This window comes from Paenibacillus tritici (assembly GCF_018207515.1).
Classification (GTDB): Bacteria; Bacillota; Bacilli; order Paenibacillales; family Paenibacillaceae; genus Paenibacillus_AQ; species Paenibacillus_AQ tritici.
This window is the reverse complement of the sequence record NZ_CP073365.1, coordinates 974,763-987,549: the sequence shown is the minus strand read 5'-3', so window position 1 is coordinate 987,549 and position 12,787 is coordinate 974,763. Positions and strand designations below refer to the sequence as shown.

The window sequence follows — 12,787 nt, the reverse complement described above, 5'->3', positions numbered from 1 at the left end:
TATTACCCGAGGATGCTGACAGATGACCGCCTGCGCTTACCGTTGTTACTACTACGCTTGCGCTAATCAACAATACGGCTGTTAATAACGAGATCGCCTTTTTCATCTTTTAAAAACTCCCTCTCTAAGATATTTTTCATTATATTTTGATAAGATTCTTGTTGTTCTGCAGAAGCATGGCTCCGGATATGCTCATAAAATGAAACAATCTTCCGAAAGCCTGTCCCATCATAAAGTTTACTACTTATTACCAAAATATAGAGAGTCAAATTAATTGCATCATGAATTTTTTCCCTTTTATACAAATAAATTGCACTAAGATGCATGTAGTCTATGTAGTACCGTATGTCTTCCTGCTTCTCTCTGCAGCTCAATTCCTTCAACTGATCATGAAATTCATCCAGTACCCAATCAATTGAAAAGTTGTATTTAATGGCAGATTCCAATACTGTAATCAGGCAGGCAAGCAGTTCTTCCTTGTCGCCTGTACGAATGAATTCAACATAGTCGGCGAGCACTTCTACCTTACCTTCCAGCAGATCAATAACGAAGGTGTTAGCAATAGCAATATTCTTGTAGTATTCCACTTCAGCGTAAGCATCATGATCCAGATTCTTAACCCAGCTCATATCCGAATAGAGTCCTATACACTTTCTTGATTCAGCGAGGTTACCCAGCTTTTGATAGGCAATGCCCTTCATGCACAAACTGTAGCCGAGGTAATACGCTATATTTTTCTTCAGGTAAGGCTTCTTTGCACCCTGTTGACGGGAGCCGTAGGTTAGAACCGCAAGTTCAAAGAGCTTATCTGAAATCTCGAGAATTGCTGTCCAGTTCTCCCATGAAAACGAAACTTTAAGCATATCTGTCAAAGAGTCTTCATTCATCCCATCCAGTTCCAGCAATTTCTATCTTGCCTCCTATCATTCCATTATATTCCAATAATACTCTGCTTCCCGGCTCTGGTCAATTATTTCCCGGCAGATATATCTCTAAATAACCCCTTATTTCCCAAATGAGCATAATAATCTTATCATTTCGACATATTCTAGCTAAAATTTGTAATTAATTAACATCTAATTACTGCTGGTACACCTCCAGCCACTGCTCCAGTTTCAGCTTCAGTCCGGTTCTGGCGGATTCCGGCTCCAGGATCTCCGCATTAGGGCCATATTGCAGCACCCACTTCGTGAATTCTTTCTCATTATTAACGGTGACTTCAAACAGCATCGTACCATCTCCTTCGTCACTCATCCGCGGGTGTACGAACAACTCCTCTTCTCTGATGTAACGCGCCACCTCTGGATGAAACCGTACCTTGAACGTAATATTCCGGGTGCCTCGGTTAATCGACCATGTATTTTTTAAGTAATGTTTAATATTGAAATTCCCCTTATCAAAAGTGGAGGCCGTCATCTCTACCTGCTGAAAACGGCTAATCCGAAAAGTGCGGATGGCTCCCTTCAGATGGCAATAGCCAATCAGATAAAAGCGCTGATCACGCGGGACCAGATAATAAGGGTCAATCTCCCGTGCAGTAGTCGCATTACGGGATTGCGAGTGATAAATGGTCCGGATGCTGCGCTGCTCCAGAATCGCCCCGATTAGCGGCTGCAGGAAATTCCGGCTCTCCTTGCGGTAGGCCGGGGTGCCCATTTGAATAATGTCGGCAATATTCTCCAGGATTCCATTCTGTCTGGATTTCTCCTTCAGATGCGTTCCCATTACCTTGTCGTAAGCAGAATGGAAGCCCGGCGGGATCTTATCCTGATTCAGTACTGAAGGCAGCAGCGAGAAGGCGAGTGACTCCTGCTCAGAGAAATCCAGCGGATACATGAAGAACTTCCCCATGAACCTGTAGCCCGTCCCCCTTCCCTCATTCGTAACCGGGGCAAAATGGCTGATCACCTCAAGATCCCTGTAGATCGTTCTAATATTCACCTCGCACCTGAAGGCCAAGTCAGCCGCAGTAATCCCGGGATTGGCCTGAATTGCATTAATAATTTTGAAAATCCGAATCACCTTGTCTGTCATAACGAATGCTCCTTAGCTTCCACGTAAATGTCACCTATGATTTCCATAGCTATACTATATCAGTTCTACAGGAAGATAACTGTCTGCAAAAACACTCGCTGCAACCTCCTGCAACTCCCACCTGTACACAAAAAAGTCCGCCAACCAATTATGGTTGACGGACTTCTTCTACAGCAAATATTTAAGCGGGTGATGGGAATCGAACCCACGCTATCAGCTTGGAAGGCTGAAGTTCTACCATTGAACTACACCCGCAAAGGTGAAATATCGGGATGACACGATTTGAACATGCGACCCCCTGGTCCCAAACCAGGTGCTCTACCAAGCTGAGCTACATCCCGTTAATACAAGTGAAGCGATGATTCAATGAAGTAATAATGGCGCGCCCTGAGAGATACGGATGCTGCGCATCCGATTGCGAAGTTGTGCTATCGAAGACAATGCTCCAACGAACTCGTTCGAATCTTGAGGACACTTTGATAATTCAATGAAGTAATAGTGGCGCGCCCTGAGAGATTCGAACTCCCGGCCTTTTGATTCGTAGTCAAACGCTCTATCCAGCTGAGCTAAGGGCGCAAAATCTATATGGAGCGGACGACGGGAATCGAACCCGCGACCCTCGCCTTGGCAAGGCGATGCTCTACCGCTGAGCCACGTCCGCAAAAACATGGTGCGCGTGAAGGGACTTGAACCCCCACGTCGTGAAACGCCAGATCCTAAGTCTGGTGCGTCTGCCATTCCGCCACACGCGCACACGTTACAAGAAAATGGTGAGCCATGAAGGACTCGAACCTTCGACACCCTGATTAAAAGTCAGGTGCTCTACCAACTGAGCTAATGGCTCTCATGAGAAAAACAATCAAAAATAGATGGCTGGGGATATAGGAATCGAACCTATGAATGACGGAGTCAAAGTCCGTTGCCTTACCGCTTGGCTAATCCCCAATATTATAATTAGCAGAACACTACGGAATCGGGTGGATACTCTATACTTCGAGATATAGGATGCTCAAACCCTGACATCTTAATACCATAAAAATGGCGGAACCGACGGGATTCGAACCCGCGATCTCCTGCGTGACAGGCAGGCATGTTAGGCCAACTACACCACGGTTCCATGTTTGGCACTTTGGGGTCCCCGGAAAGTACTCGGAATATGCTACAGAGCATCTCTTCACTTTGTGGGGATAAATTGCGGGGGCAGGATTTGAACCTGCGGCCTTCGGGTTATGAGCCCGACGAGCTACCGGGCTGCTCCACCCCGCGTCATTGGTAAAGATCTATTCAGTTAATCATAGATGGTGGAGGCTGAGGGGTTCGAACCCCCGACCCTCTGCTTGTAAGGCAGATGCTCTCCCAGCTGAGCTAAGCCTCCATGTATGACTCGTATGGGATACTCTCCACTCCGTTACGAGATTGCGAAGTATTCCTAACGATGCCTATGCTTCAACGAACCCAGGGAATTCTCATCCCATTCATCGAAGAAGAAATTGGTGACTCGTATGGGATTCGAACCCATGTTACCTCCGTGAAAGGGAGGTGTCTTAACCCCTTGACCAACGAGCCATGTTATGTGAAAAGTATTGCTTGTACAAAAGTAATGCTACGGAGAGAGAGGGATTCGAACCCTCGAGACGCTTGTGGCGCCTACACGATTTCCAATCGTGCTCCTTCGGCCAAACTCGGACACCTCTCCATGGTGGCTCCCCGAACAGGACTCGAACCTGTGACAACTCGATTAACAGTCGAGTGCTCTACCAACTGAGCTATCAGGGAATATGTAACCAATAAGGGCAAAAAAAATACCACAGTGTGTGTGGATGGTCCGCTTGGCGGCGTCCTACTCTCCCAGGACCCTTCGGTCCAAGTACCATCGGCGCTGGAGGGCTTAACGGTCGTGTTCGGGATGGGTACGCGTGGAACCCCTCCGCTATCGCCACCAAACGGGCATTTACAGCGTAAATGCTTCAGGATTTGATTCCTGAAAACTGAATCCGAAACGAATTTGTGTATTAGTGTATTTGGATAAGCCCTCGACCGATTAGTATTGGTCAGCTCCATGCATTGCTGCACTTCCACCTCCAACCTATCTACCTCGTCGTCTTCAAGGGGTCTTACATACTGGGAAATCTCATCTTGAGGGGGGCTTCACGCTTAGATGCTTTCAGCGCTTATCCCGTCCGTACGTAGCTACTCAGCCATGCTCCTGGCGGAACAACTGATGCACCAGCGGTACGTCCATCCCGGTCCTCTCGTACTAAGGACAGCTCCTCTCAAATTTCCTGCGCCCACGACAGATAGGGACCGAACTGTCTCACGACGTTCTGAACCCAGCTCGCGTACCGCTTTAATGGGCGAACAGCCCAACCCTTGGGACCTACTTCAGCCCCAGGATGCGATGAGCCGACATCGAGGTGCCAAACCTCCCCGTCGATGTGGACTCTTGGGGGAGATAAGCCTGTTATCCCCAGGGTAGCTTTTATCCGTTGAGCGATGGCCCTTCCATGCGGTACCACCGGATCACTAAGTCCGACTTTCGTCCCTGCTCGACTTGTAGGTCTCGCAGTCAAGCTCCCTTATGCCTTTGCACTCTGCGAATGATTTCCAACCATTCTGAGGGAACCTTTGAACGCCTCCGTTACTCTTTAGGAGGCGACCGCCCCAGTCAAACTGCCCGCCTGACACGGTCCCCGTACCCGCTAAGGGCACTAGGTTAGAACCTAGATACGATCAGGGTGGTATCCCAACGGCGCCTCCGCAGAAGCTTGCGCTCCTGCCTCACCGGCTCCCACCTATCCTGTACAGATCGTACCCAAATTCAATATCAAGCTGCAGTAAAGCTCCATGGGGTCTTTCCGTCTTGTCGCGGGTAACCTGCATCTTCACAGGTATTAAAATTTCACCGGATCTCTCGTTGAGACAGCGCCCAAGTCGTTACGCCATTCGTGCGGGTCAGAATTTACCTGACAAGGAATTTCGCTACCTTAGGACCGTTATAGTTACGGCCGCCGTTTACTGGGGCTTCGGTTCACAGCTTCGGGTTGCCCCTAACCACTCCCCTTAACCTTCCAGCACCGGGCAGGCGTCAGCCCGTATACTTCGCCTTACGGCTTCGCACAGACCTGTGTTTTTGCTAAACAGTCGCTTGGGCCTTTTCACTGCGGCCCCCTCGGGCTATTCACCCTACCGAGGCACCTCTTCTCCCGAAGTTACGAGGTCATTTTGCCGAGTTCCTTAACGAGAGTTCTTCCGCGCGCCTTAGAATTCTCTTCTCGCCTACCTGTGTCGGTTTGCGGTACGGGCACCTTCTCCTGGCTAGAGGCTTTTCTTGGCAGTGTGAGATCATGACCTTCGCTACTACAATTTTCGCTCCCCATCACAGCCCAGCCTTAGTAATGTGCGGATTTGCCTACACATCAGCCTCACTGCTTAGACGGACACATCCATCAGTCCGCGTCACTACCCTCCTGCGTCACCCCATCGCTCATAGCGGATTACGGTGGTACAGTAATTTCAAACTGTTGTCCTTCGACTACGCCTGTCGGCCTCGCCTTAGGTCCCGACTTACCCTGAGCGGACGAGCCTTCCTCAGGAAACCTTGGGCTTTCGGCGGATCAGATTCTCACTGATCTTTTCGTTACTCATACCGGCATTCTCACTTGTATGCGGTCCAGCGCTCCTTACGGTACACCTTCAACCTACATACAACGCTCCCCTACCCCAGATGCAAAGCATCTAGCCATAGCTTCGGTGGTGTGTTTAGCCCCGTTACATTTTCGGCGCAGAGTCACTCGACCAGTGAGCTATTACGCACTCTTTCAATGGTGGCTGCTTCTAAGCCAACATCCTGGTTGTCTGTGCAACTCCACATCCTTTCCCACTTAACACACACTTGGGGACCTTAGCTGATGGTCTGGGCTGTTTCCCTTTTGACAATGGATCTTAGCACTCACTGTCTGACTCCCGGCAAGAAGTAAATGGCATTCGGAGTTTGACTGAGCTTGGTAACCCTTGCGGGCCCCGCACCCAATCAGTGCTCTACCTCCACCACTCCATTCACCGAGGCTAGCCCTAAAGCTATTTCGGGGAGAACCAGCTATCTCCGAGTTCGATTGGAATTTCTCCGCTACCCCCACCTCATCCCCGCATTTTTCAACATGCGTGGGTTCGGGCCTCCAGTGCGTGTTACCGCACCTTCACCCTGGACAGGGGTAGATCACACGGTTTCGGGTCTACGTCCACATACTCAATCGCCCTATTCAGACTCGCTTTCGCTGCGGCTCCGGCTTCTCACCTTAACCTTGCATGTTAAACGTAACTCGCCGGTTCATTCTACAAAAGGCACGCCATCACCCATAGATCGGGCTCTGACTTTTTGTAAGCACACGGTTTCAGGTTCTATTTCACTCCCCTTCCGGGGTGCTTTTCACCTTTCCCTCACGGTACTGTTTCACTATCGGTCGCCAGGTAGTATTTAGCCTTAGCAGATGGTCCTGCTGGATTCATACGGGGTTTCACGTGCCCCGCACTACTCGGGATCCGTCTCGGAGAGAACACAGTTTAGGCTACAGGGCTTTTACCTCTATCGCGGGCCTTTCCAGACCTCTTCACCTACCATATTCCTTTGTAACTCCATGTGAGACGTCCCACAACCCCAAGGGGCAAGCCCCTTGGTTTAGGCTGTTCCGCGTTCGCTCGCCGCTACTGACGGAATCACTATTGTTTTCTCTTCCTCAGGGTACTTAGATGTTTCAGTTCCCCTGGTCTGCCTCTACATTTCCTATGTATTCAGAAATGAGTAACTGCGAATTACCACAGCTGGGTTTCCCCATTCGGACACCCCCGGATCAAAGCTTGCTTACAGCTCCCCGAGGCAGTTTCGTTGTTCGCCACGTCCTTCGTCGGCTCCTGGCGCCTAGGCATCCTCCGTGTGCTCTTATTAGCTTAACCAACGCTCCGATGTTTGGCTGATTCGCTCATCTTGTTTTGAATGCTGTTCATGGATTGCTCCATTCACCAACACATTCAAAGCCAAAGGTCGCTTCATCATCCAAAATCTTCGCTTAGCATCACTATAATATTGAAACTTGTTTACACAAGTTCAGCTTAAAGGAATGTTCTAAAACGCAAATTCGTTTCGGTATCCAGTTTTCAAGGATCAAGTTCAAAGATGAGAGCTTCAACTCTCAAAACTGACCAACGAGTGAGTGTTTGAACCCTAAGGTTCGTTGTGGAAGTAATACTTCCGATTTGAATGTTTCCATTGCAGGAAACGATTCTCCATAGAAAGGAGGTGATCCAGCCGCACCTTCCGATACGGCTACCTTGTTACGACTTCACCCCAATCATCTACCCCACCTTCGGCGGCTGGCTCCCTTGCGGGTTACCCCACCGACTTCGGGTGTTGTAAACTCTCGTGGTGTGACGGGCGGTGTGTACAAGACCCGGGAACGTATTCACCGCGGCATGCTGATCCGCGATTACTAGCAATTCCGACTTCATGCAGGCGAGTTGCAGCCTGCAATCCGAACTGAGACCGGCTTTGCTGGGATTGGCTCCACCTCGCGGTTTCGCTTCCCGTTGTACCGGCCATTGTAGTACGTGTGTAGCCCAGGTCATAAGGGGCATGATGATTTGACGTCATCCCCACCTTCCTCCGGTTTGTCACCGGCAGTCACTCTAGAGTGCCCAGCTCAACCTGCTGGCAACTAAAGTCAAGGGTTGCGCTCGTTGCGGGACTTAACCCAACATCTCACGACACGAGCTGACGACAACCATGCACCACCTGTCTCCGATGCTCCGAAGAGGGGCACTATCTCTAATGCTTTCATCGGGATGTCAAGACCTGGTAAGGTTCTTCGCGTTGCTTCGAATTAAACCACATACTCCACTGCTTGTGCGGGTCCCCGTCAATTCCTTTGAGTTTCAGTCTTGCGACCGTACTCCCCAGGCGGAGTGCTTACTGTGTTAACTTCGGCACCAAGGGTATCGAAACCCCTAACACCTAGCACTCATCGTTTACGGCGTGGACTACCAGGGTATCTAATCCTGTTTGCTCCCCACGCTTTCGCGCCTCAGCGTCAGTTACAGCCCAGAAAGTCGCCTTCGCCACTGGTGTTCCTCCACATATCTACGCATTTCACCGCTACACGTGGAATTCCACTTTCCTCTTCTGTACTCAAGTTACCCAGTTTCCAGTGCGACCTCAGGTTGAGCCCAAGGTTTAAACACCAGACTTAAATAACCGCCTGCGCGCGCTTTACGCCCAATAATTCCGGACAACGCTTGCCCCCTACGTATTACCGCGGCTGCTGGCACGTAGTTAGCCGGGGCTTTCTTCTCAGGTACCGTCACTCCGATAGCAGTTACTCTACCGGACGTTCTTCCCTGGCAACAGAGCTTTACGATCCGAAAACCTTCATCACTCACGCGGCATTGCTCCGTCAGGCTTGCGCCCATTGCGGAAGATTCCCTACTGCTGCCTCCCGTAGGAGTCTGGGCCGTGTCTCAGTCCCAGTGTGGCCGTTCACCCTCTCAGGTCGGCTACGCATCGTCGCCTTGGTGAGCCGTTACCTCACCAACTAGCTAATGCGCCGCAGGCCCATCCCCAAGTGGCAGATTGCTCCGCCTTTCATTCTCTCTTCAGGAGAGGACAGAAATTATCCGGTATTAGCTACCGTTTCCGGTAGTTATCCCAGTCTTGAGGGCAGGTTGCCTACGTGTTACTCACCCGTCCGCCGCTAAGCAAGAATGGAAGCAAGCTTCCACTCAAACTCCGCTCGACTTGCATGTATTAGGCATGCCGCCAGCGTTCGTCCTGAGCCAGGATCAAACTCTCCAAATTGGTATTTAGAAAGAGCGATTGCTCATTTTGAAACATCTGACGAGAATTTACATTCTCTACGATGAGATTTCTAAAGCGTCAAGACGCTGTGAAATTCATCATTTTTGGATCTCACCGAAGTGATTTCCGATACTCACTCGTTGTTCAGTTTTCAAAGATCAAGCTCGTTGTCAGCGCCGCTTACCGCGTCACCAGCAACTCTTATAATATATCACATCCAACCGATCAATGCAAGCTCTTTTTTCAACTTCTTGTTCGAGCTCGGCGTTGATGTTTCGCGGCCAGAAATAGAATATATCATGGATAGAGATTCATTGCAAGCATTATTTTGAAACAAGTGATCTCAACTCCCTCCACTCCTCAGAGTGCATGTTATTAGCGGGAATGGATAGAATACCCCATATGTATCTAAATCAAAATTGGCAGGAGGATTGTAATGGACACACATGAATTCGTGGAGAAGTTCCAGGAGAATCAGCGCAAAGCCCTGAAAAATAGAAACCGTGGTAAAGGGACACCTGGCGCCCGCCTGGCGAATAAACAACTTAGCACCAATAAATAGCTCAATTCCAATAACGTCCGGTGACGATCATCCAAAAACATGTCCCAAAATACAGCAAGGGATGTCCGCGCGGCCCATTCTAACGGCTCTGCGGACATCCCTTTTACATGTGTATCTGAATTTAGAAGCAGTCGTAATTATTTACTCAATTTCGCTACGCCTACAGCCACTTTCTCCATTTGCGCTTTGCTGAGTGATTTGTCCGGTGAGCTGATGGTCACAAACCGGTCTGCCAGCTTGAAGGTCAACATAGGCATATCCGAAGGGGTGTACCATTTCGCCTCTGTTCCATTAGAGAGCTTCACAGTGCTTCCATCGTAGTCATAGGAATAATCACGCGGAGACACATTCACACGCATTTTATTGAACAGGAAGCTTACACCGTCATCCCCGCCTGCAACCTTCTGGAAGGCATCTCCGCTGATCATTTGTGTCGGGGCATACGCAGTCTCAAAACCCTCGTAGTTAGCAAAAGCCTTGATAATCTGTTCTTTCTGCGCTGCACTGTATTGTACTGCCGTCAGCTTAACCGCCGAACCGTTGTCAGGTGTTGTTGTTCCCGAACCGCTGCCCAGAGTAACCTCGTTCGTGGAGGCATTGAATGTTACCGGCACCTTCAGTGCATCTGCCATCGCCCGTACCGGAAGATACGTTGTATCCTTATAAGTGATTGGCGCCAATGTTTTGCCATTGTTGTCCAGTGGTGTGTAGGCTGCTCCATTCACTTTGAAACCGATGCTGTGATTGAGGTATGCGGTGATCTTCTGCATATTTGTTCCTGCATATACACCGGCTGAGCCTGTAACCGCCATTCCGAATACCATGGTTGCTATAATCATTTTTTTGCTTTTCATTACGTATCGTCTCCCTTAGTTGTGATGTTAGTGTGTGTGTCCCTTGCTATAGATCAATTAAACCATTAACTTGTTTCTAACTTGTATCCGGATTGTAAAGAAGTAATTCAGACGATGAATCAGCAGCTAGACACGGCTCTGCCCGCTAACTTGATACACATCCGTGTACAGAATATCCCTGAACCGGTGGAACTCCTCCATTGTAACGGGTTCCGGGTAGGTCATGATACGCAGCGGCAGATCGGCTTGTCCCGCACGAAGCGGGGGCTGCATATAATCGTAGGGATTCAGATGAAAGCCCAGCCGCTCATAAAACCCGATCCTTCTCTGCTCCAGCTCGCCATCTGGCGGCTCTACCTCAAGCAGCACCGGCTTGCCCGAACGTGCGATGTAGCTGCTCATCAGCTTGTTGCCGATTCCTCCGCTCCGCAATGCGGGATTAACCGCAATATGCTCAATAAACCGTAGCCCGGGAAACTCCCAAGCCGCCAAAAAGGCCAGTATCCTCCCCTCCGCATCCTTGCTGGTATACAGATGATAATTGGGATGATTCAGCAAATCGCGCTGCCCGCTGTAGGTTCTAAGCTCACTCACCGGAAAAGAAGCTTCCATAATAGCGAATATCTCATTGAATTCCGTTTCATTAATGGTTGTTTGCTTGTCCATGGCTGCTGCCTGCTTTCTGCCGCTTCAATAGGAAGCGTTCTGTTTGTATTGTGCCCAGAATGTGTAGAATAAAGACTGTCACAGAACATTCTCCAGTGTCCTTCAGTCAGTTAGCATCTGGTACTAGGATATCGTGCTATACTATAGTTATCAGAACTATCATCACGTTTATATAGGAGAGGTTCATTTGGATAATCAACGCTGGATCGCACCTGAATTCTACAATCTTACTTCGGAAATGGAGCAGCACCCTGCTGACAAGGTTGCGATTAAATGGTTACACGAGAACGGGAACCTGGAGACAATCACTTATGGCGCACTCATGACTCAGGCTAACCGTCTGGCAGGGGGTCTGGCCGGACTAGGGCTGAAGCAGGGTGATCGTGTGCTGGTCATGGTGCCCCGCCGTATCATCGCCTACGCGATATATCTGGCCTGTCTGAAGCTGGGACTGGCTGTTATCCCTTCCTCTGAAATGCTGCGGGCGAAGGATCTGTCTTACCGTCTGCGTCATTCCGAGGCCCGGGCAGTTATCGTCTGGTCGGAGGTTACCGGTGAAGTGAACAAAATCTCCGATGACCTGCCTGCACTGGACTACCGACTGTCCGTCTCCGGCGGAGAAGCTGAGCCGGAAGCAGGCTGGGTAGACCTGGAGAGTCTGATGGAAGGACAACCTGATTCCTTCCCTGCCGTTGCCAGCCGCCGCGATGATATCGCCATCCTGGCCTATACCTCGGGAACTACAGGCAATCCCAAAGCAGTGGTTCATACACACGGCTGGGGATATGCCCACCTGCGGATTACCTCTTCCCTCTGGTTCGATATCCGCGAATCGGATACAGTCTGGGCTACAGCTGCACCGGGCTGGCAGAAGTGGATCTGGAGTCCGTTCCTGACTGTACTCGGTAATGGGGCGACGGGCTTTGTCTATAACGGCCCGTTCCATCCGGACCGCTACCTGCAGCTCCTGCAGGATGAGAAGATTCAGGTCTTGTGCTGCACACCGACAGAGTACCGCCTGATGGCGAAGACCGAAGGGCTGGCGCAATATGATCTGTCTAATCTGCGCTGCGCCGTATCCGCCGGTGAACCGCTGAACCAGGAAGTCATTCATACATTCCAGCAACACTTCAATATTACAATCCGCGACGGCTATGGACAAACCGAGAGCACACTCATCATCGCGGCGCTGAAGGATGAACCGATCCGAATCGGTTCCATGGGCAAGTCGATTTCTCCCGGCATTGTCGAGGTTATTGATGAGGCAGGCCAGCCTCTGCCAGCAGGTGTGGTCGGGGATATTGCCGTTCATCTGAGTATGCCGGCTCTGTTCCAGAGCTACTACAAAGATCCCGAGCGCAAAGCAAACTGCTCGCATGGAGAGTATTTCGTAACCGGCGACCGGGCGCAGAGGGATGAAGACGGCTACTTCTGGTTCGAGGGCCGCGGCGATGACATCATCATCAGCTCCGGCTACACCATCGGACCGTTCGAGGTGGAGGAAGCATTAATGAAGCATACCCTCGTCAAGGAATGCGCCGTGGTGGCAAGCCCGGATGAGATCCGCGGCTCGGTCGTCAAGGCTTTTGTCGTACTCAAGGACGGCCACGCCGGGACAGCAGAGCTGACCAAAGAGCTGCAAGCCCATGTTAAGGAACAGACCGCACCCTACAAGTACCCGCGCAAAATCGAATACCTGGCAGATCTTCCGAAGACCACCTCCGGGAAGATCCGCAGAATCGAGCTGCGTGAGCTGGAAAAGAAGGCCGCGGAGAAGTAAGGTCTCCCCGGGCTCGGAAGTCCTGCGGGACCGGCAGCTCCCAGCAG

Annotated in this window: 6 protein-coding genes, 13 tRNA genes and 3 rRNA genes; 2 read left to right on the top strand and 20 right to left on the bottom strand. The window is 50.4% G+C overall.

Annotation, left to right across the window (positions count from 1 at the left end):
- Positions 1-62 precede the first annotated feature (62 nt).
- The 18 genes from KDC22_RS04230 to KDC22_RS04145 form a co-directional block, all read right to left on the bottom strand.
- On the bottom strand, positions 63-905 hold the full coding sequence (locus KDC22_RS04230) for a DNA-binding protein (RefSeq protein WP_211722167.1): 843 nt from the start codon (positions 903-905) through the stop codon (positions 63-65).
- Positions 906-1,080: 175 nt separating this feature from the next.
- On the bottom strand, positions 1,081-2,034 hold the full coding sequence (locus tag KDC22_RS04225) for a helix-turn-helix transcriptional regulator (RefSeq protein WP_211722166.1): 954 nt from the start codon (positions 2,032-2,034) through the stop codon (positions 1,081-1,083).
- Between the two features lie 184 nt (positions 2,035-2,218).
- Positions 2,219-2,289, bottom strand: a tRNA-Gly gene (locus KDC22_RS04220).
- A 12-nt stretch (positions 2,290-2,301) separates the two neighbouring features.
- Positions 2,302-2,375, bottom strand: a tRNA-Pro gene (locus KDC22_RS04215).
- 158 nt (positions 2,376-2,533) lie between these two features.
- Positions 2,534-2,610 (bottom strand) — tRNA-Arg (locus KDC22_RS04210).
- A gap of 10 nt (positions 2,611-2,620) precedes the next feature.
- A tRNA-Gly gene (locus KDC22_RS04205) sits at positions 2,621-2,695 on the bottom strand.
- A 7-nt stretch (positions 2,696-2,702) separates the two neighbouring features.
- Positions 2,703-2,786: transfer RNA gene (locus KDC22_RS04200), tRNA-Leu, on the bottom strand.
- 16 nt (positions 2,787-2,802) lie between these two features.
- Positions 2,803-2,878 (bottom strand) — tRNA-Lys (locus KDC22_RS04195).
- Between the two features lie 26 nt (positions 2,879-2,904).
- Positions 2,905-2,979 (bottom strand) — tRNA-Gln (locus tag KDC22_RS04190).
- A gap of 94 nt (positions 2,980-3,073) precedes the next feature.
- Positions 3,074-3,151 (bottom strand) — tRNA-Asp (locus KDC22_RS04185).
- A gap of 75 nt (positions 3,152-3,226) precedes the next feature.
- A tRNA-Met gene (locus KDC22_RS04180) sits at positions 3,227-3,300 on the bottom strand.
- A 33-nt stretch (positions 3,301-3,333) separates the two neighbouring features.
- Positions 3,334-3,409, bottom strand: a tRNA-Val gene (locus KDC22_RS04175).
- Between the two features lie 116 nt (positions 3,410-3,525).
- A tRNA-Glu gene (locus KDC22_RS04170) sits at positions 3,526-3,600 on the bottom strand.
- Between the two features lie 40 nt (positions 3,601-3,640).
- Positions 3,641-3,730: transfer RNA gene (locus KDC22_RS04165), tRNA-Ser, on the bottom strand.
- Positions 3,731-3,734: 4 nt separating this feature from the next.
- A tRNA-Asn gene (locus tag KDC22_RS04160) sits at positions 3,735-3,810 on the bottom strand.
- A 51-nt stretch (positions 3,811-3,861) separates the two neighbouring features.
- Positions 3,862-3,978: ribosomal RNA gene (gene rrf, locus KDC22_RS04155) — 5S ribosomal RNA — on the bottom strand.
- A 77-nt stretch (positions 3,979-4,055) separates the two neighbouring features.
- Positions 4,056-6,984: ribosomal RNA gene (locus tag KDC22_RS04150) — 23S ribosomal RNA — on the bottom strand.
- A 336-nt stretch (positions 6,985-7,320) separates the two neighbouring features.
- A 16S ribosomal RNA gene (locus KDC22_RS04145) occupies positions 7,321-8,878 on the bottom strand.
- Together the 16S, 23S and 5S rRNA genes with 13 tRNA genes alongside form the textbook arrangement of a ribosomal RNA operon.
- Positions 8,879-9,314: 436 nt before the next feature.
- On the opposite strand from KDC22_RS04145, the gene KDC22_RS04140 reads away from it, so the two are divergent.
- Complete coding sequence (locus KDC22_RS04140; protein WP_211722165.1) at positions 9,315-9,440, top strand: DUF4023 family protein; 126 nt, start codon at positions 9,315-9,317, stop codon at positions 9,438-9,440.
- A 137-nt stretch (positions 9,441-9,577) separates the two neighbouring features.
- Here the strand turns inward: KDC22_RS04140 and KDC22_RS04135 are convergent, their stop codons facing one another.
- Positions 9,578-10,294: a stalk domain-containing protein gene (locus KDC22_RS04135; protein WP_211722164.1), complete on the bottom strand. Its 717-nt coding sequence runs from the start codon at positions 10,292-10,294 to the stop codon at positions 9,578-9,580.
- Positions 10,295-10,420: 126 nt separating this feature from the next.
- A complete protein-coding gene (locus KDC22_RS04130; RefSeq protein ID WP_216857425.1) occupies positions 10,421-10,960 on the bottom strand; it encodes a GNAT family N-acetyltransferase in 540 nt (179 codons plus the stop codon).
- Between the two features lie 238 nt (positions 10,961-11,198).
- Here KDC22_RS04130 and KDC22_RS04125 point away from each other — a divergent pair, with 238 nt between their 5' ends.
- Positions 11,199-12,740 carry an acetate--CoA ligase gene (locus KDC22_RS04125; RefSeq protein WP_211723882.1) on the top strand — a complete coding sequence of 514 codons (1,542 nt, stop codon included), beginning with the start codon at positions 11,199-11,201 and terminating at the stop codon, positions 12,738-12,740.
- Positions 12,741-12,787 lie beyond the last annotated feature (47 nt).

Bases quoted from the DNA above. Each gene is read 5' to 3' on its own strand.
- KDC22_RS04130 (WP_216857425.1), bottom strand. From the start codon at position 10,960: ATGGACAAGCAAACAACCATTAATGAAACGGAATTCAATGAGATATTC.
- KDC22_RS04140 (WP_211722165.1), top strand. From the start codon at position 9,315: ATGGACACACATGAATTCGTGGAGAAGTTCCAGGAGAATCAGCGCAAA.
- KDC22_RS04125 (WP_211723882.1), top strand. From the start codon at position 11,199: ATGGAGCAGCACCCTGCTGACAAGGTTGCGATTAAATGGTTACACGAG.
- KDC22_RS04135 (WP_211722164.1), bottom strand. From the start codon at position 10,294: ATGAAAAGCAAAAAAATGATTATAGCAACCATGGTATTCGGAATGGCG.
- KDC22_RS04225 (WP_211722166.1), bottom strand. From the start codon at position 2,034: ATGACAGACAAGGTGATTCGGATTTTCAAAATTATTAATGCAATTCAG.